Genomic DNA, 16,940 nt, shown 5'->3' with positions numbered 1-16,940 from the left:
GTCAGGGCTCAGCGGCTCGCGCCGCGGCTGAGGTTGGCGCCGATGATCTTCTCGGCTTCCGCATCGGCCTGGTTGGCCATCTGGTCGTAGACCTTGGTTTCGGCGGTCGGCGTCTGCACCGGCGAGGCCGCCAGCACGGGGCCGCGGTCGTCGGTGATGTCCACCGTCACTTCGGTGGACAGGCCGATGCGCAGCGGATGCTTGTCCAGGTCCTGGTTGTCGATGGCGATGCGCACCGGCACGCGCTGCACCACCTTGATCCAGTTGCCGGTGGCGTTCTGCGCCGGCAGCAGCGAGAACACGCTGCCGGTGCCCGCGCCCAGACCGACCACCTTGCCGTGGAATTCCACGCTGCCGCCGTAGACGTCTGCGGAGAAGTGCGCGTTCTGGCCGATATGGATGTGGCGCAGCTGGCTTTCCTTGAAGTTGGCGTCGATCCACAGGTCGTGCAGCGGCACCACGGTCATCAGCTGCTGGCCCGGCTGCACGCTGTTGCCCACCTGCACGCTGCGCTGGGCGACGTAGCCGGACACCGGCGCGAAGATCGCATTGCGCTGCGAGGCCACCCAGGCGGCGCGGAAGTTGGCGCGCGCCTGTTCGACCGCCGGGTTCTGCGCGATCTCGGTGCCTTCGATGGCCGCGTGCGAGGCGCTGGCCTGGGCCACGGCGGCGTCGAGCGCGGTCTGCGCCTGCTCCACGCCGTCGCGCAGGTGCTGCACCACTTCGGGCGCTTCGGCGTGCTCGGCCAGCAGCGGCAGATGGCGCTGCAGGTCGGCCTGGGCCTTTTTCAGATCCACCCGGCGCGCGGCCACGGCGGCGTCGGCGCTGGTGGCCGAGTCGGTCTGCTGGCGCACCTGGCGCACCGCCTGGGCCAGCGCGCTGCTGGCCTGGCGCAGGCGCACGTCGGCGTCGGTGCTGTCCAGGCGCACCAGCACCTGGCCGGCTTCGACGCGCTGGGTGTCGTCGGCGAGGATCGCCACCACGGTGCCGGGCACCTGGGCGGAGATCGCCACCTGGTTGCCGCCCACATAGGCGTTGTCGGTGGTCTCGCGCTTGGACAGCACCAGCAGCCACAGCAAGAACCAGCCCAGCCCCAGCACCACGAACACCAGCAGCACGATCAGCAGTGCGCGGCGCCGCTTCGGCGGGTCCTTCGCGGCCAGCCCGCTGTCGTTGGCGTCTTTCTGCGTGGCGGCGGAATCAGTGGCGCTCATGATCGGCGTCTCCGGCGATAGCGGTCGATGGGGATGAAGTGGAAGAAGCGGAGGCGGGCTCGGCGGCGACGCGGTAGCCGCCGCCCAGGGCCTTGATCAGCGACAGGTCGGTGGACAGCGCCTGCGCCTGCAGGCTCAGCGCGTCGTCGCGCGTCTGCAGCAGCTGGCCCTGTGCGCCCAGCGATTCGCGCACGTCGCGCACGCCCTGGCGTGCACGCGCCTGCGCGCTGGCCAGCAGGGTTTCGTTGGCGGCGATCTGCGCCGCCTGTTCCTTGCGCCGCGCGACCAGCTGCTGGGCGGTCAGGCTCTGCAGCGAGACGTCGCGCGCGGCCGCCAGCACGGTGCTGTTGTACTGCGCCACCGCGGCATCGAGCTGGGCCTTGCTGGCGCGGAAATTCGCCTGCAGCAGGCCGCTGTTGAAGATCGGCAGGTGCAGCGCGGGCGTCAGCGAGAACACGCGGCTGGAGGCGTTGAACATCTTGTCGAGGTCGATGCTGGAGAGTCCCGCCATCGCCGACAGGCTGATGTCGGGGAAGAACTCGGCGCGCGCCGCGTCGGTCTGCTTCAGCGCGGCCTCGACCTGCCAGCGGCTGGCGGCGATGTCGGGGCGGCGCGCGATCAGGTCCATGCCGACGTTGGCGGGCAGGCCGCCGTCGATTGCCGGCAGGGCGCGCGGCGTCAGTGCCGGCAGCTCCGCCGGGGCGACGCCGAGCAGGCTGGCCAGCGCGGTCTGGCGGATCTTCGCCGAGCTTTCCAGCGCCACCAGCAGCTCGCGCGCGGAAGCCTGCTGGATGCGCGCCTTCTGCGCGTCGTCGGGCAGGTCCACGCCCTGGCGCACGCGAAGATCCTCGACGCGCACGTACTGGTTCTGCGTGTCGACCTGCTTGCGCGCCACCTCGATGCGCGCCTCGTCGGCGAGCCAGCCGAAGTAGGTGTCGGCCACCGCGTTCTGGATCGACAGCGCCGCGGCGCTGCGCTGCGCTGCGGCGGCGCGGGCCTGGTCGACGGCGGAATCGATCTGCGCGCGGCGCTTGCCCCACCAGTCGAAGTCGTACTGCGCCTGCACGCCCAGGTCGCCCTGGTTGTACCAGGTGAAGCCGAGGAACTTGGACGGAATCAGCCCGTTCTCGCTCATGCGTTGGCGCATGACCTGCGCGCTGCCGTTGACGCTGAGCCCGGCCTGCGCGGCGGCGATGCGGATCGACTGCTGCGCCGACTCCAGGCGCGACTGCGCCTGGGCCAGGTCGGGCGAGCCGCGCATGGCGCGCTCGATCAGGTCGTCCAGCTGCGGGTCCTGGTACTGGCGCCACCAGTCGGTTTCCGGCCAGCCGGCGCGGGCGGGTGCTTCCAGGCCGGCCAGCGGCACTTCGTCGCGCAATGCCGGGTGCTGCACCTTGGCAGGAATCGCGCAACCGGCGAGGGCAACCACGACGGCGGCGACCAGGGCGGTGCGCGGGCGGAAGAACGGGCGCTTGGGAGGAATGGCGATCATGGATGGGAATCCGATCCGATGAGTTGATCGATATTGGCGGCCACCTTGCGCAGAAGCTGTTCGAGGGTCTTCTGCTCGGTGGCGCTGAGGCTGGCGAAAGCGCCGTGAATGCGCGGGAAAAGCGTGGGCAGCAGCTTGCGCACGAAGCGCCGGCCTTCCGGCGTGATGCTCAGTTCGACGCGGCGGCGGTCTTCGTCGCTGGCGGCGCGGGTGACGAAACCCTGCTTCACCAGCACGTTGGTGATGCGCGTCATATTGGTCGGGCTCTGCTGCGCGAAGCCGCACAGCTCGCTGGGCGAGGTGCTGCCGCCCGGTGCGGTGTAGACCATCATCAGCGTGCGGAAATCGCTGTCGCTCAGGCCGTGCGGCTTGAGGATGCGTTCGATTTCCTCGACCACCGCATTGCCGGTCATCAGCAGCATGCGCAGCAGCACGGCCTCGTGCACGGGCAGGCCGGGCACGCTTTCGCTGGCATGGTGGATGCCGGCGTTCATGCGGTCGATGCGGTCCAGTAGTCCGAACATTTCACCAGGAAATATTACTTCAATGAACTATTAGGCTAGCAGCGGTCGGCGACGGGCCGCAAGTGGGCTCAGTCGCGGCGGAACAAAGTCGCGGCGTTGGCGCTGGTGGCGGCCGCGATGTTTTCCGCGCTGTCGCCGCGCAGTTCGGCGACCACGCGTAGCACTTCCACCAGGTGCGCGGGCTCGTTGCGCTGCCCGCGGTGGCCGGCGCCGGGCTGGTCGGGTGCGTCGGTTTCCAGCAGCAGGTATTCGATCGGCATGCTCGCGACGATGCGGCGCAGGCGCTGCGCGCGTTCGTAGGTCACCGGGCCGCCGATGCCCAGGCAAAAGCCCAGCCGCCACAGCTGTTCGGCTTGTTGCTCGCTGCCGGCAAAGCTGTGCACCACGCCGCGCAGGCCGCCGATACGGCGCAGCGTGGAAGTGACTTCGTCCATCGCGCGGCGGGCATGCACGATCACCGGCAGGTCGAATTCGCGCGCCACGTGCAGCTGCTGTTCGAAGTAATCGCGCTGCCGTTCGCGGTCGAGTTCTTCCAGGAAATAGTCCAGGCCGATCTCGCCGACGGCCACGGCGGGGTGATCCTTCAGCCAGCGCGTCAGCTCGGCGACATGTTCGGGCCGGTGCTGTTCCAGATAGATCGGGTGCAGCCCATAGGCGGGCAGGGCCTGCGGGTAGTCGCGGCACAGCCGCTCGATGCCGGCCCAGGAATCGCGATGGATGGCGGGCACGACGACGCGGCGCACGCCCGCCTCGGCGGCGCGCTGCATCACCTCGGCGCGATCCGGGTCGAAACTGCCGTCGTCCAGGTGTGCGTGGCTATCGGTTAGATCGATCACAGGAATGGATGGCCAACGGGGCTAGGATAGGGCGGCTCGGTCTAGCCAACATTCAGTTGACCGAGGGTTCAATGATTTCACTACGGATCGCCTTGAATGGCGCGGGGTGCGCCAGTGATCCATCCAGGAGAGCATTATGAGCAGGTTCGTCATTTCCGCGCTTAATCTGGGGCTCGGTGCCGTGCTCGCGGTGGGCCTCACGGCCTGTAACCGCGACGCGAACGCCGATGGCGGCGTGGGTGGCACGGCGGCGTCGCAGTCGGCGGCCGCGGGTCCCAAGTACGCCCGTGTGGTCAGCGTCACGCCGGTGCGCGACCAGGCCAGCGCGCCGCAGCAGGTCTGCCACGATGAAGTGGTCACGCAGCGCGCGCCGGTCAAGGATCAGCACCAGATCGCCGGCACCGCCATCGGCGCCGTGGCCGGCGGCCTGCTCGGCAACCAGGTCGGCGGCGGCAAGGGCCGCACGCTGGCGACGGTGGCCGGCGCGATCGGCGGCGGCTATGCCGGTCACGAGATCCAGAAGAACCGCCAGGAGAACAACACCGTCTCCAGCACGCAGCGCCGCTGCACCACCGTGGCCGGCAAGGGCGGCGACAAGATCATCGGCTACGACGTGGCCTACGAGTACAACGGCGTGACCCGCACGATCCGCATGGACCACGATCCGGGCGACCGCGTGCAGGTGCAGGAAGGTGTGGTCGCCGTCTCCGACGCCGCTCATTGATCTTGCTTTCTTGAGGAGGACCTCGCCATGAACACGACGCTCAGCAAACGCCTCGCCACGGCGGCTCTTGCCGGCTGCTTCGCCCTGCTGGCGGCCTGCGCCACGCCGCCACCGCGTTCCGGCGGCTATTACGGCGGCAACGGCGGCGGCTACAACGACGGGGGCTATCGCTCCAGCCGTTGCGACCAGTGCGGCACGGTCGAGGACGTGCGCGTGGTGAACGTGGACAAGCAGGCCTCGCCGCTGGGCATGGTCATCGGCGCGGTCGCCGGTGGCCTGCTCGGCAACACCGTGGGCAAGGGCAATGGCCGCACCGCCGCGACCGTGGTCGGCGCGGTGGCCGGCGGCGCCGTCGGCAACGAAGTGGGCAAGCGCAACGGCGGTCCGGATCAGGCCTTCCAGGTTTCGATCCGCCTCGACGACGGCCGCTATGCCACGGTGACCCAGGCCGACGACCCGCAGATCCGCCAGGGCGACTACGTGGAAATCCGCAACAACCGCGTGTACCGCCGCTGACGTATAGACGTCTGGACGTCCAAACGAAAAAGGCCCTCGAATTTGAGGGCCTTTTTTATTGCTTGGGTTGCGGTTTCAGTTGACGGCGTAGAACGCGTGGTCGCCGATCTTGCGTACCACCCGGCTGGTGCTCCATGCCGGCGCCACCGCGGTGGTGGCGAAATGGTCGGCATGCGGAACGTAGACCATCCGCTCGCCCATCGGCAGATTCCAGTTGACGATGGAATCGCCGGCGATCTTCCACGCCTTGCCCCAGGCATTGAGATCGGTCACTTCGAACGTGCTGGCCGTGGTGGTGGTGGCGAACTGCCGTGGCGCATTGACCACTTCGCACACGTTCTTGCCCCAGGTGCCGCGGTCGCGGCGGCGGAGCGCTACTTCGGCCACGGCGAACTGGCCGATGGTCGACTCGCTGCGGGCTTCGAGATACACCGTCGTCGCCAGGCAGGTCTGGTCGGCGAGGGGTTGGGGCAGCACGGACGCAAGCCACAACAGCATGGAAAGTTTCATTCTGCCTCCAACGTGCTGTACGCGCCGGTCCGGTGCTGCTGGACAGGAACGCCGTTGCGATGGACGGGCGGGCAGGCCGTTCCATCTGGATTGAACACGCGCCGGCCGAAACTTGTGGCCGCTGCGGTTTGCCACGGAATGTGGCGGTGAGCGGCTGAATCCGATGCCGCTCGCTACTGCTGCCTTGGCGCTCGCGGACTCTTTCGATATCCGGTGGCCTGCAACTTGTGCCGCCGTCTGGCGGTTGTTCCTCCGGCCTTATCGGCCGGGTCGCGCCGCGATCCGGACCCCTCCGGTTCGTCGCGTATGGGACATCCGTCAAAGGGATGTCCGTCGAATGTGACCGGCGGAGCCTAGTGGCAGGTTTTGTTCATGGCAAGTGCCGGGCTCGACGGGTTCACGTTGTGCTCACAATCGCAAGAACATCGCTGATACATCAGCGAACCTGTTCGCATCATGCGGGCCAGCGTTCGCGCAATTCGATGTCGATGATGTCTTCGTTCCATCTCAGCGCGTGAGATTTTCCTTGCTCGGCGAGTGCATCGTTGATGACGGCGAGCGCCACGTTTGCGTTGTCCGTCGCAACGACATCTAGCAGCTGCGCGGCATCGCTCTGTTCGTCGCGCAGCACCGTGCCCGGCGGCAGCGCTTGCGACAATACGACGCAATGCATATGCCGCTTGTGGCCACCGCGAAAATGCAGGCGCGCGGCGATTTCCTGGCCCGGATAGCAGCCTTTGTCGAAGGCGACGGCCTGCAATCGTTCCAGCGACAACGCGGGCGGCAGCAGTGCATCGAGCGCCGCATCGGGCAGCCACGGCCAACCGAGATGAATCTGTTCGGCGCGCCATGCATCGTCCTGCCGCGCGCCGATCGTGATGCTGTGCATGCCGCAGCCGAGTACGACGGCATCGCCGCGTTGTTCGACCGTGTGCGACTCCATCGCGGCACTTGTGCCAAGTGCACGCACAGGTAAGGCCTGCAACTTCACCTTGGAACGAAACACGAATCGCCGCAGCGCATCGGCGAACGGTTCGGCGCATCCGCCGCGCAACAGCAGCAGCAGGCTTTTCTCGCTCACGCGCGCCAGATGGAACAGCGCGCGCACGCGCCCCTGGGCATCCAGCCAGGCGCTGAACTGCCAGCGTCCGACGGCGAGCGCGGCGGCGTTGCCGCTGAACTGGGCTTGGGCGAATGCGATGGCGTCGTCGCCTTCGAGGAGCAGGGTTTCGGCTTGGAATGTCACGGGCATGGCGGGACGGATGGGGGCGGGCGGGAGCATCCGCAAGGCGTGCGGGCCAACTCGTTGGTCAAGCCGGGGCGCAGTCGTCAAGGTTGTGCCGTTTTAACGCAAGTATTAACCTTTGCCGGCTTACTGAACCCATGTCCGACACATCCTCCCATCCCGAATCTGATTCGGCCGAATCCAAGCCCGCTTCCGCTCCGGCGGAGAACTACTCCGTGCCCGACGGCAAGGAGCAGGGCAAGGTTCCGGCGGAGCGGCCGGCACCCGATCCCACCCGCTACGGCGACTGGGAAAAGAACGGGCGCTGCATCGACTTCTGACCGCCGCGCCGGCGCGTGACGCGTCGGCATGGTGGCCATGGGACGGCGTACGGACATAAGCGATTCCACACAGGATAGCCGCCATGGCAGACACGCGACGACCGCTCTCTCCGCACCTTCAGATCTATAAGTGGCAAGTGCAGATGGTGACCTCCATCGTGCACCGCGCCACCGGCATCGCCCTGGCGGTCGGCACCTTGCTGATCATGTGGGGCCTGCTCGCCCTGGCCGGCGGCGAAGCCAGCTACAACCAGTTCAAGACCTGCATCGGCAGCCCGATCGGGCTGGTGCTGCTGTTCGGCTGGAGCTGGGCGCTGTTCTTCCACCTGTGCAACGGCATCCGCCACCTGGTGCAGGACGCCGGCGCCGGCTACGCCATCGCCCAGTTCGTGCGTTCGAGCTGGCTGTCGGTGATCGGCAGCCTGGTGCTCACCGTCCTGGTCTGGGCCTATGTGCTGGCCGGAGGTGCCGCATGAGCGCCAACGCCAACAGCAAGGACCTGCGCAATCCGCTCAAGCGCGCGCGCGGCCTGGGTTCGGCCCAGTCGGGCGTGGGCCACTGGTGGACCCAGCGCCTCACCGCCGCCGGCCTGATCTTCCTCGGCATCTGGTTCGTGGCCTTCGTGCTGTGCTCGCTGCACGCCGACTACGCCACCGCCAGGGCCGCCGTGGCCAGGCCGTGGAATGCGCTGCTGCTGATCGCCTTCACCGTCACCGCGTTCTGGCACGCCGTGCTCGGCCTGCAGGTGGTGCTGGAGGACTACGTGCACACCCGCTGGCTCGAAGTGGTGTCGCTGGTGTTGATCAAGTTCGTCGCCGTGCTGGGCGCGCTGGCCTGCGTGCTGGCCGTGGTGCGCGTGGCTCTGGGAGTGTGAGTTCGATGGAAGCCTACAAGGTTCAACAGCATAAGTACGACGTGATCGTGGTCGGCGCCGGCGGCGCGGGCCTGCGTGCCACGTTCGGCCTGGCCGAGAAGGGGCTCAAGGCCGCCTGCATCACCAAGGTGTTCCCGACCCGCTCGCACACCGTGGCCGCGCAGGGCGGCATCTCCGCCGCGCTCGGCAACATGGGCGAGGACGACTGGCGCTTCCACTTCTACGACACCATCAAGGGTTCGGACTGGCTGGGCGACCAGGACGCCATCGAGTACATGTGCCGCGAGGCCATTCCCTCGATCATCGAGCTGGAACACTACGGCGTGCCGTTCTCCCGCACGGAAGAGGGCAAGATCTACCAGCGCCCGTTCGGCGGCATGACCACCCACTACGGCAAGGGCACCGCGCAGCGCACCTGCGCCGCGGCCGACCGTACCGGCCACGCTATCCTGCACACGCTGTACCAGCAGGCGCTGGCGCATGACGCCACCTTCTTCATCGAGTACTTCGCCACCGACCTGATCTTCGACGAAGAAGGCGTGTGCCGCGGCGTGCTCGCGCTGGACATGAACGAAGGCACCCTGCACGTGTTCCGCGGCCACGCCGTGGTGCTGGCCACCGGCGGCTACGGCCGCGCCTACTTCAGCGCCACCTCGGCGCATACCTGCACCGGCGACGGCGGCGGCATGGTGCTGCGCGCCGGCCTGGCGCTGCAGGACATGGAGTTCGTGCAGTTCCATCCCACCGGCATCTACGGCTCCGGCTGCCTGATCACCGAGGGCGTGCGCGGCGAGGGTGGCTATCTCACCAACTCCAATGGCGAGCGCTTCATGGAGCGCTACGCGCCGAACGCGAAGGACCTGGCCTCGCGCGACGTGGTCAGCCGCGCCATGACCATGGAAATCCGCGAAGGCCGCGGCGTCGGCGAGCACAAGGACCACATCCACATCAACCTGATGCACCTGGGCGCCGGCGTCATCCACGAGCGCCTGCCGGGCATCGCCGAGTCGGCGCGCATCTTCGCCGGCGTGGACGTGACCAAGGAGCCGATCCCGGTCATCCCGACCGTGCACTACAACATGGGCGGCATCCCCACCAACTACCACGGCGAAGTGGTGCAGAAGCGCGGCGACAACGTCGACGCGGTGGTGCCGGGCCTGTTCGCCATCGGCGAGGCTGCCTGCGTGTCGGTGCACGGCGCCAACCGCCTGGGTTCCAACTCGCTGCTCGACCTGGTGGTGTTCGGCCGCGCGGTGGCGCACCGCTGCGCCGAGATCGTCAAGCCGGGCGCGCCGCACAAGGATCTTCCCGCCAGCGCGCTGGACCAGGCGCTGGGCCGCTTCGACGGCCTGCGCTACGCCAAGGGCAGCCTGCCCACGGCGAAGATCCGCGCCGAAATGCAGCGCACCATGCAGAGCGACGCCGCGGTGTTCCGCACCGGCGAGTCGCTGAAGGAAGGCTGCGAGAAGATCTCGAAGGTGTACGACTCCTTCAAGGACGTCGGCGTCAGCGACCGCTCGCTGGTGTGGAACTCCGACCTGATCGAGACGCTGGAGCTGTCCAACCTGCTGGGCCAGGCCGTGGCCACCATGTACTCGGCCGAGCAGCGTCCGGAAAGCCGCGGCGCGCATGCCCGCGAGGACTTCCCGGACCGCGACGACGTCAACTGGCAGAAGCACACCCTGGTGTCGGTGGACGACAAGGGCAAGGCGAACTTCGATTTCCGTCCGGTGCACATGTACACCATGACCTCGGACGTCGAAGTGGTCCCGCCGAAGAAGCGCGTTTACTGAATTTGAGCCCGGAACCACTGAGGTTCTGCTGACGTTGTACCGGCGCTCGCCAGACGGGCGCCTGAGGACAACACGATACCGAGAGGCAAACATGGCAGAGTTCTCTCTACCCAAGAATTCCAAGGTCCAGCCGGGCAAGCACTACCCGGCCAAGGACGCGAAGAAGCCCCGCACCTTCCGCATCTATCGCTGGACGCCGGAAGACGGCCAGAACCCGCGCATCGACACCTACGAGGTGGACCTGGCCGCGTGCGGCCCGATGGTTCTGGACGCGCTGCTGAAGATCAAGAACGAGATCGATCCGACGCTCACCCTGCGCCGCTCCTGCCGCGAAGGCATCTGCGGCTCGTGCGCGATGAACATCGACGGCACCAACACCCTGGCCTGCACCAAGGCGATCAGCGACTGCGCCTCCGGCGACGTCAAGATCTACCCGCTGCCGCACATGCCGGTGGTGAAGGACCTGGTGCCGGACCTCACGCACTTCTACGCCCAGTTCGCCTCGATCAAGCCCTGGCTGCGCACGCAGAGCCCGGCGCCGGCCGACAAGGAGCGCCTGCAGTCGCCGGAAGACCGCAAGAAGCTCGACGGCCTGTACGAGTGCATCCTGTGCGCCTGCTGCTCGACCAGCTGCCCGAGCTACTGGTGGAACGGCGACAAGTACCTGGGCCCGGCCATCCTGCTGCAGGCCTACCGCTGGATCGTCGACTCGCGCGACGAGGACACCGGCGCCCGCCTGGACGACCTGGAAGACCCGTTCAAGCTGTACCGCTGCCACACGATCATGAACTGCGCGCGCACCTGCCCGAAGGGCCTGAACCCGGCCAAGGCGATCGCGGAGATCAAGAAGCTGATCGTGGAGCGCCGCGCACCCTGACGGCGGCTTCCGTCCCCTCCCATGGCCCGCGGCTTGCCGCGGGCCATGTCGTTTCAGCCACCAGCTCATGAGCACCGCCATGGACGAAGCCCGCATCAAGCGCCTGCGCTGGCGCACCCGCCGCGGCACCCGCGAGCTCGACGCCTTGTTCGGCGGCTGGCTGGACGAGCGCTTCGCCCAGGCCGACGAAGCCACGCGAGCGGCCTTCGACGAACTGCTCGACGTGCAGGACCCGGACCTGTGGGACTGGGTCATGGGCCATGCGCAGCCGCCGCGCGCGGACTGGCAGGCGATCATCGATGACATCCGCGCCCGCCATCGGCTTTGAGTACGCGCCATCGCGCATGGCCGCGCGAAGCTGCGTTGGCATGGCGCTGCTGGCGGCCGCCGCGGTGTGGCTGTGCGGCATGCCGTGGTGGGGCAGGTTGATGGTGAGTTGCGCGCTGGCAGCCTTGTTGGTCGTCGAACGGCGCCATCGGCGGCATCCGGCCGTGACGGCGGCGGGCTGGGCCGCGGACGGCAGCTGGACGCTGCGCGATGCGCACTCCGCCGACACCGCGGCCACGCTGCGCTCGTCCCGCCTGCTGGGTGGCTGCGTGTGGCTGTGCCTGCGGTCTTCGTCGGGCCGGGCGGTGAACCTGCTGCTGGCGCCCGACAACAGCGACGAGGACCTGCGCCGCCGCCTGCGCATGCGCCTGGCCGCCGCCATGCCGGGCCGCTGAGCGGCGGCTTGCCGAACCGCAAGGCTTGGGGCACTCTGCCGCGGCGTCGCGGTCTGATCCCGCTGACCGAAGGCAGCATCCTGGGGCGTCCTCCGCGATGCCGGGCGGCCAGCCCACCGAATCCCACGAGCGACCCGTCCATGTTCCGACCGCTAGAGCTTTTCATCGGCCTGCGCTACACGCGTGCCAAGCGACGCAATCAGTTCATCTCGTTCATCTCGACTGTCTCCATCGTCTGCATCGCCATCAGCGTCACCGCGCTGATCACGGTGATGTCGGTGATGAACGGCTTCGACAACGAGCTGCGCACGCGCATCCTCGGCGCCATCTCGCACGCCACCGTGTCGGGCCTGGCTGGCGAGAGCGTGCAGAACTGGGAGCGCGCGATCCAGATCGCCGAGGCCAACCCGCACGTGCGCGGCGCCGCGCCCTATGTGGAGGCGCAGGCCTTCCTGCAGGCGCGCCGCTCCAGCGGCGCGCTGGTGCGCGGCATCGACCCGGCGCAGGAGCCGAAGGTCTCCGACATCGACAAGCACATGATCGACGGCAAGCTGGACGCACTGCAGCCGGGCAAGTGGAACATCGTGCTGGGCCGCGAGCTGGCCATGACCCTGGGCGTGGCGATGGGCGACCACGTCACCATGGCCGTGCCGGAATTCCGCGCCACGCCGATGGGCAGCGTGCCGCGCCTGCGCAGCTTCACCGTCGCTGGCATCTTCGAGCTGGGCATGCAGGAGTTCGACTCCAACCTGGCCCTGGTCAGCATGCAGGACGCCGAGCGCCTCAACAGCATCGACGGCCCCACCGGCATCCGCCTGCGCCTGGACGACATGTTCAATGCGCGGCCGGTGGCGAAGGAGCTGGCCAACAACCTGGGCCAGGTCTACCGCATGGATACCTGGATGGACAGCCATGCCAACTTCTTCTCGGCCATCTCGATGGAGAAGAAGGTGATGTTCATCATCCTCTCGCTGATCATCCTGGTGGCGGTGATCAACCTGATCTCGATGCTGATGATGCTGGTCACCGACAAGCAGGCCGACATCGCCATCCTGCGTACGCTCGGCTCCACCCCGCGCAGCATCATGGGCATGTTCATGGTGCAGGGCGTGCTGGTGGGCTTCGTCGGCATCGGCTTCGGCGTCACGCTGGGTTCGCTGCTGTCGTGGCGGCTGCCGCAGATCGTCAAGTGGATCGAGCGCACCTTCCACACCACTTTCCTGTCGCCGGACGTCTATTACATCAGCGAGCTGCCCAGCAAGCTGCAGATGGACGACGTGGCTAAGGTGGCGCTGGTGACCTTCCTGTTCTCGCTGCTCGCCACGCTGTACCCCGCGTGGCGCGCTTCCCGCACGCAGCCGGCGCAGGCGCTGCGCTATGAATAAGCCCATGACCGAAAATGCCATCGTGCTGCGCGCCAGCCACATCGCCAAGACCTACGAGGAAGGCGGCCTGCACACCGACGTGCTCAGCGACGTGAGCTTCGCGCTGAAGCGCGGCGAGACGCTGTCCATCGTCGGCGCGTCCGGCTCCGGCAAGAGCACCTTGCTGCATATCCTCGGCGGCCTGGACACGCTGACCAAGGGCGAGGTCGAGGTGGAAGGGCAGTTGCTGTCCTCGCTGTCCGACGCCGAACGCGGCCGCGTGCGCAACCGCTCGCTGGGTTTCATCTACCAGTTCCACCACCTGCTGCCGGAATTCACCGCGCTGGAAAACGTGTGCATGCCGCTGCTGATCCGCGGCGTGTCGATTCCGGAAGCGCAGAAGCGCGCCTCGGACCTGCTCGAACGCGTGGGCCTGGGCCAGCGCGTGGCGCACAAGCCGGCCGAGCTTTCCGGCGGCGAGCGCCAGCGCTGCGCGGTGGCGCGCGCGCTGGTGACGCGTCCGGCCTGCGTGCTGGGCGACGAGCCCACCGGCAACCTGGATGAGGGCAATGCCGAGCACGTCTACGAGCTGATGCTGGAGCTCAATCGCGAGATCGGCACCAGCTTCGTGCTGGTCACGCACGACACCCGCCTGGCGGCGCGGATGGATCGCATGCTGGAGTTGCATAACGGCGTATTGCGGGAACGTCCCGCGCACTGAAGCCGTACTTGGCCGACATGACGCGTCGGCCGATGCCTACAGCGTTTTCGTACTTATTGCGGACGCCATCGCGTTAGCTTGAGCCATCTCCCACGGATGGATGATGGCGGTGCGCGAGTACGGAGCGATCCTGCTGGCGCCGGCGTTTCTTGCCGGCGTGCTGGCGGTGCAGTGGATGCCGGTGCTGCCGCCCAAAGGCTGGGCGGCGGCGCTGCTGGTCCTGATGGTCTGGCTCGCGTGGTATTCGCCGCGGGCGCGTGTCGTTTCCTTTGTGATGATGGGCGCCGCCTGGGCCGCGTGGTGCGGTGCGCGCGCGATGGAGTCGCGGCTGCCACTTGAGCTGGAAGGGCGCGATCTGGTCGTGGTCGGCACGGTGGCCGGCTTGCCGCAGGTACGGGAGGAGGCGACGCGGTTCCTGCTGAAAGTGGAGCAGGCGTCGGTTAGCGGTGAGCCCGTCGCACTGAATGGCATGGTGCGGATCGCGTGGTACGCCACCGCTCGTACGGCGATTCCCGCCATCGTTCCTTGCACGCGCTGGCGGCTGGTGTTGCGGCTCAAGCGGCCGCGCGGGCTGGTCAACCCGGGCGGCGCCGATGGCGAACGCGGTGCGCTGGAGCGTGGCATCGTCGCCACGGGTTACGTGCGCGATGGTCCGTCCAATGAAAGCCTGGGCACGCCGTGGTGCATCGATGGCTGGCGTGCGGCGATCGCCAACGGTATCGCGCAGCGTGTCGCGGATGTCCGCGCCGCCGCCTTGCTGCGTGCCTTCGCCGTGGGCGATACGCGCGGCCTGAGCCAACGCGACTGGGAAGTGGCGCGCGCCAATGGCGCTTCGCATCTGATCGCGATTTCGGGCTTTCATGTCGGCGTGGCGGCGGTGGCCGGCGTCGGGCTGGTGCGGGTGATCTATATCCTGTGGCCCGGCTTCGGACTGCGCCTGCCGCGGCGGCAGATGCAGGCGATGGCCGCGCTGGGGTTCGCCGCGCTCTACAGCGCGCTGGCCGGGTTCGGCCTGCCCACGGTGCGTACTTTGCTGATGATTGCGGTGGTGGCGCTGGCGCGCTGTTCGCGCCGCCATGTGTCGCCTGCGCAGTCGCTGGCGCTGGCCTTGTTCGCGATGCTCGCGGTCGATCCGCTGTCGGTGTTGAGCGCCGGCTTCTGGCTGTCGTTTGCGGGCGTCGCGTTCCTAATGTACAGCCTGGTCGCGCGCGAGGAAGGCTGGCGCGGCCTGGTGCGCGAAGTGACGCTGGCGCAGGCGGTGATGGCGGTGGCGCTGCTGCCGCTTACCTTGTGGTTCTTCGGCGAGACGTCGCTGGTCGGCGCGCTGTCCAACCTGGTCGCGGTGCCGCTGGTGAGTTTCCTGATCGTGCCGCTGACCCTGCTCGGCACCGTATTGCTGGTGCTGGCGCCGCCGCTGGCGGGGCCGGTGCTGGTGCCGGCCGGATGGCTGTGCGCGGCGCAGTGGTGGATGTTTGAGCGCGTCGCCGGCTGGCCCGGCGCGCATCTCTACGTGCCCGCGGTGCAGCCATGGGCGCTGGGCCTGGCGCTGCTCGGCGCCGGCTGGATGCTGTTGCCGCGCGGCACGCCGATGCGCTGGCTGGGTGCGCTGCTGTTCCTGCCGCTGTTGTGGCCGGCGGTGGAGCGTCCGCCGGAGGGCGCATTCCGCGTGTGGATGCTGGACGTGGGGCAGGGGCTGGCAGTGGTGCTGCGCACACGGCAGCACGCCCTGGTATTCGATGCCGGCGCGCGCTTTCCTTCCGAGTTCGACCTTGGCGAAGCCGCGGTGCTGCCTTCGCTGCGCGCGCTGGGCATCGCGCGGCTGGACCTGCTGGTGGTCAGCCATGCCGACAACGACCACGCCGGCGGCGCACCCGCGGTGGCCAAGGCGCATCCGGAAGCCGCGCGGCTGGCCGGCGAACCGCAGCGCACGCCGGTGCCCGCGGCCGCCTGTGCGGAAGGACAAGCCTGGGACTGGGACGGCGTGCGCTTCCGCATGCTCGGTCCGGCCATCGGCGCCGCCGGAGCACGCGGCAACGACCGCTCCTGCGTGTTGCTGGCGGAAGGCACGGGCGGCCGCCTGCTGCTCACCGGCGATATCGGCCTGCCGGCGGAACGCGGCCTGCCCGTAACCGTGGGATCCGGCCCGCCGCTGGTGCTGCAGGTGCCGCACCACGGCAGCCGCACCTCGTCCGGGCCGGCCCTGGTCCGCGGACTGGCGCCGGTGCTGGCCCTGGTCTCGGCCGGCTGGCGCAACCGCTTCGGCCATCCGCATCCGCTGGTGGCGCAGCGCTATGCCGCGTCCGGGGTGCCCCTGCTGAACACCGCGGAGCAGGGGGCGATCGAGGTGGATTTTCCGGCTGGCGGGGCACCTCGCGTGGTCCGCGCATGGCGCCGCCACCGCGCCCGCTACTGGCGCGAGCAAGCCCCTGCATGCGCCGGTTTCCAGGCCGTGTGCGATGCATCGCGCATTTGCCACGGGCGCCGCGGAACCGCCGGACGGGACTGCTATGATGCGCCCCTGCAATTCGATCGCATGGGTGGGTGTAGTCGTGCTGGATATCCTGATGGCTGGCGGTTGGGCAATGCTGCCCATCCTGATCTGTTCGGCGATCGCGCTGGCGATCGTGCTGGAGCGCTGCTGGACCCTGCGCCGCAAGTCGGTCCTGCCGCCCGGCCTGGGCGACGAAGTGCGCGAATGGGCGCGCTCGGGCCAGCTCGATCCGGCCCACCTGGCCACCCTCGCCACCGGCTCGCCGCTGGGCGAACTGCTGGCCGCCGCGCTGGCCGTGCGCAACCGTCCGCGCGAGCTGATCAAGGAGCGCATCGAGGACACTGGCCGCCATGTGGTGCACAACATGGAGCGCTACCTCAACACGCTCGGCACCATCGCCCTGATCGGCCCGCTGCTGGGCCTGCTGGGCACCGTGGTCGGCCTGATCCGCATGTTCATGGACGTGATGAAGGGCGGTGTCGGCGATCCGCTGAAGATGGCCGGCGGCATCGGCGAGGCGCTGATCTGCACCGCCAGCGGCCTGGTGGTGGCGATTCCCGCCTACGTGCTGCACCGCTATTTCCGTTCCAGGGTGGCCGGCTACTGCGTGGAGATGGAGAAGCAGACCACCGTGCTGCTGGACGAGCTCACCGTCGCCGCTCCGGCCGCGGCGCGTCCGCGCCGTCCGGCCGCCGAGTCGACCGCGGGCTGACCCG

The 16,940-nt window shown here is 68.4% G+C and carries 18 protein-coding genes and 1 pseudogene; 13 read left to right on the top strand and 6 right to left on the bottom strand.

The features are described 5' to 3' along the window. Positions 1-8: 8 nt before the first annotated feature. From FHW85_RS05270 to FHW85_RS05255, 4 genes are all read right to left on the bottom strand, one after another. Entirely contained in the window at positions 9-1,214 is a 1,206-nt protein-coding gene (locus FHW85_RS05270) for an efflux RND transporter periplasmic adaptor subunit (RefSeq protein WP_168647580.1), read from the bottom strand. Next, on the bottom strand, positions 1,201-2,706 hold the full coding sequence (locus tag FHW85_RS05265; protein WP_168647579.1) for an efflux transporter outer membrane subunit: 1,506 nt from the start codon (positions 2,704-2,706) through the stop codon (positions 1,201-1,203). The genes FHW85_RS05270 and FHW85_RS05265 overlap by 14 nt, the downstream gene beginning before the upstream one ends. Continuing rightward, positions 2,703-3,230 (bottom strand): MarR family transcriptional regulator, encoded by a 528-nt coding sequence (locus FHW85_RS05260; protein WP_243868200.1) that lies wholly within the window; start codon positions 3,228-3,230, stop codon positions 2,703-2,705. The genes FHW85_RS05265 and FHW85_RS05260 overlap by 4 nt, the downstream gene beginning before the upstream one ends. Positions 3,231-3,298: 68 nt before the next feature. Then, the gene (locus tag FHW85_RS05255; protein WP_168647711.1) at positions 3,299-4,063 is read right to left on the bottom strand and encodes a TatD family hydrolase; all 765 of its coding nucleotides are present in this window, start codon (positions 4,061-4,063) and stop codon (positions 3,299-3,301) included. A 139-nt stretch (positions 4,064-4,202) separates the two neighbouring features. Here FHW85_RS05255 and FHW85_RS05250 point away from each other — a divergent pair, with 139 nt between their 5' ends. After that, positions 4,203-4,790 carry a glycine zipper 2TM domain-containing protein gene (locus FHW85_RS05250; RefSeq protein ID WP_167257564.1) on the top strand — a complete coding sequence of 196 codons (588 nt, stop codon included), beginning with the start codon at positions 4,203-4,205 and terminating at the stop codon, positions 4,788-4,790. A 27-nt stretch (positions 4,791-4,817) separates the two neighbouring features. Beyond that, positions 4,818-5,306, top strand: coding sequence for a glycine zipper 2TM domain-containing protein (locus tag FHW85_RS05245; RefSeq protein WP_167257565.1), 489 nt, complete (start codon positions 4,818-4,820; stop codon positions 5,304-5,306). 75 nt (positions 5,307-5,381) lie between these two features. Here FHW85_RS05245 and FHW85_RS05240 read toward each other — a convergent pair whose 3' ends face one another. Both FHW85_RS05240 and FHW85_RS05235 read right to left on the bottom strand, forming a co-directional pair. Next, positions 5,382-5,816 (bottom strand): cell wall hydrolase, encoded by a 435-nt coding sequence (locus FHW85_RS05240; protein WP_243868201.1) that lies wholly within the window; start codon positions 5,814-5,816, stop codon positions 5,382-5,384. A 454-nt stretch (positions 5,817-6,270) separates the two neighbouring features. Next, positions 6,271-7,068 (bottom strand): folate-binding protein YgfZ, encoded by a 798-nt coding sequence (locus FHW85_RS05235; RefSeq protein ID WP_168647578.1) that lies wholly within the window; start codon positions 7,066-7,068, stop codon positions 6,271-6,273. 131 nt (positions 7,069-7,199) lie between these two features. Between FHW85_RS05235 and FHW85_RS05230 the strand changes: the two genes are divergently transcribed. From FHW85_RS05230 to FHW85_RS05180, 11 genes and pseudogenes are all read left to right on the top strand, one after another. Next, a complete protein-coding gene (locus FHW85_RS05230) occupies positions 7,200-7,382 on the top strand; it encodes a DUF1674 domain-containing protein (RefSeq protein WP_168647577.1) in 183 nt (60 codons plus the stop codon). Between the two features lie 83 nt (positions 7,383-7,465). After that, positions 7,466-7,858: a succinate dehydrogenase, cytochrome b556 subunit gene (gene sdhC, locus FHW85_RS05225; protein ID WP_167257568.1), complete on the top strand. Its 393-nt coding sequence runs from the start codon at positions 7,466-7,468 to the stop codon at positions 7,856-7,858. Continuing rightward, positions 7,855-8,256: a succinate dehydrogenase, hydrophobic membrane anchor protein gene (gene sdhD, locus FHW85_RS05220; protein WP_167257569.1), complete on the top strand. Its 402-nt coding sequence runs from the start codon at positions 7,855-7,857 to the stop codon at positions 8,254-8,256. The genes sdhC and sdhD overlap by 4 nt, the downstream gene beginning before the upstream one ends. A 5-nt stretch (positions 8,257-8,261) precedes the next feature. After that, on the top strand, positions 8,262-10,049 hold the full coding sequence (gene sdhA / locus FHW85_RS05215; protein ID WP_167257570.1) for a succinate dehydrogenase flavoprotein subunit: 1,788 nt from the start codon (positions 8,262-8,264) through the stop codon (positions 10,047-10,049). Positions 10,050-10,140: 91 nt separating this feature from the next. After that, positions 10,141-10,926: a succinate dehydrogenase iron-sulfur subunit gene (locus FHW85_RS05210; RefSeq protein WP_167257571.1), complete on the top strand. Its 786-nt coding sequence runs from the start codon at positions 10,141-10,143 to the stop codon at positions 10,924-10,926. 79 nt (positions 10,927-11,005) lie between these two features. Next, positions 11,006-11,254: a succinate dehydrogenase assembly factor 2 gene (locus tag FHW85_RS05205; RefSeq protein WP_168647710.1), complete on the top strand. Its 249-nt coding sequence runs from the start codon at positions 11,006-11,008 to the stop codon at positions 11,252-11,254. Beyond that, positions 11,187-11,648 (top strand): protein YgfX, encoded by a 462-nt coding sequence (locus tag FHW85_RS05200; RefSeq protein WP_343203672.1) that lies wholly within the window; start codon positions 11,187-11,189, stop codon positions 11,646-11,648. Before FHW85_RS05205 ends, FHW85_RS05200 begins: the two co-directional genes overlap by 68 nt. Before the next feature lie 140 nt (positions 11,649-11,788). Next, complete coding sequence (locus FHW85_RS05195; RefSeq protein WP_168647575.1) at positions 11,789-13,033, top strand: lipoprotein-releasing ABC transporter permease subunit; 1,245 nt, start codon at positions 11,789-11,791, stop codon at positions 13,031-13,033. Continuing rightward, a complete protein-coding gene (gene lolD, locus FHW85_RS05190) occupies positions 13,026-13,733 on the top strand; it encodes a lipoprotein-releasing ABC transporter ATP-binding protein LolD (protein WP_168647574.1) in 708 nt (235 codons plus the stop codon). Before FHW85_RS05195 ends, lolD begins: the two co-directional genes overlap by 8 nt. A gap of 100 nt (positions 13,734-13,833) precedes the next feature. After that, positions 13,834-16,008, top strand: a pseudogene (locus FHW85_RS05185) (DNA internalization-related competence protein ComEC/Rec2); the annotation flags it as partial. A 289-nt stretch (positions 16,009-16,297) separates the two neighbouring features. Continuing rightward, entirely contained in the window at positions 16,298-16,936 is a 639-nt protein-coding gene (locus FHW85_RS05180; protein WP_167257628.1) for a MotA/TolQ/ExbB proton channel family protein, read from the top strand. Positions 16,937-16,940: the final 4 nt, after the last annotated feature.

It is taken from the genome of Dyella sp. SG609, from assembly GCF_012275375.1.
Classification (GTDB): Bacteria; Pseudomonadota; Gammaproteobacteria; order Xanthomonadales; family Rhodanobacteraceae; genus Dyella_D; species Dyella_D marensis.
The sequence above is the reverse complement of the archived record's forward strand: the minus strand, read 5'-3'. Positions and strand labels throughout refer to the sequence as shown.

Coding starts and splice junctions, on each gene's coding strand:
- FHW85_RS05270 (WP_168647580.1), bottom strand. CDS start 1,214: ATGAGCGCCACTGATTCCGCCGCCACGCAGAAAGACGCCAACGACAGC.
- FHW85_RS05265 (WP_168647579.1), bottom strand. CDS start 2,706: ATGATCGCCATTCCTCCCAAGCGCCCGTTCTTCCGCCCGCGCACCGCC.
- FHW85_RS05260 (WP_243868200.1), bottom strand. CDS start 3,230: ATGTTCGGACTACTGGACCGCATCGACCGCATGAACGCCGGCATCCAC.
- FHW85_RS05250 (WP_167257564.1), top strand. CDS start 4,203: ATGAGCAGGTTCGTCATTTCCGCGCTTAATCTGGGGCTCGGTGCCGTG.
- FHW85_RS05245 (WP_167257565.1), top strand. CDS start 4,818: ATGAACACGACGCTCAGCAAACGCCTCGCCACGGCGGCTCTTGCCGGC.
- FHW85_RS05240 (WP_243868201.1), bottom strand. CDS start 5,816: ATGAAACTTTCCATGCTGTTGTGGCTTGCGTCCGTGCTGCCCCAACCC.
- FHW85_RS05235 (WP_168647578.1), bottom strand. CDS start 7,068: ATGCCCGTGACATTCCAAGCCGAAACCCTGCTCCTCGAAGGCGACGAC.
- FHW85_RS05230 (WP_168647577.1), top strand. CDS start 7,200: ATGTCCGACACATCCTCCCATCCCGAATCTGATTCGGCCGAATCCAAG.
- sdhC (WP_167257568.1), top strand. CDS start 7,466: ATGGCAGACACGCGACGACCGCTCTCTCCGCACCTTCAGATCTATAAG.
- sdhD (WP_167257569.1), top strand. CDS start 7,855: ATGAGCGCCAACGCCAACAGCAAGGACCTGCGCAATCCGCTCAAGCGC.
- sdhA (WP_167257570.1), top strand. CDS start 8,262: ATGGAAGCCTACAAGGTTCAACAGCATAAGTACGACGTGATCGTGGTC.
- FHW85_RS05210 (WP_167257571.1), top strand. CDS start 10,141: ATGGCAGAGTTCTCTCTACCCAAGAATTCCAAGGTCCAGCCGGGCAAG.
- FHW85_RS05205 (WP_168647710.1), top strand. CDS start 11,006: ATGGACGAAGCCCGCATCAAGCGCCTGCGCTGGCGCACCCGCCGCGGC.
- FHW85_RS05200 (WP_343203672.1), top strand. CDS start 11,187: ATGCGCAGCCGCCGCGCGCGGACTGGCAGGCGATCATCGATGACATCC.
- FHW85_RS05195 (WP_168647575.1), top strand. CDS start 11,789: ATGTTCCGACCGCTAGAGCTTTTCATCGGCCTGCGCTACACGCGTGCC.
- lolD (WP_168647574.1), top strand. CDS start 13,026: ATGAATAAGCCCATGACCGAAAATGCCATCGTGCTGCGCGCCAGCCAC.
- FHW85_RS05180 (WP_167257628.1), top strand. CDS start 16,298: ATGGCTGGCGGTTGGGCAATGCTGCCCATCCTGATCTGTTCGGCGATC.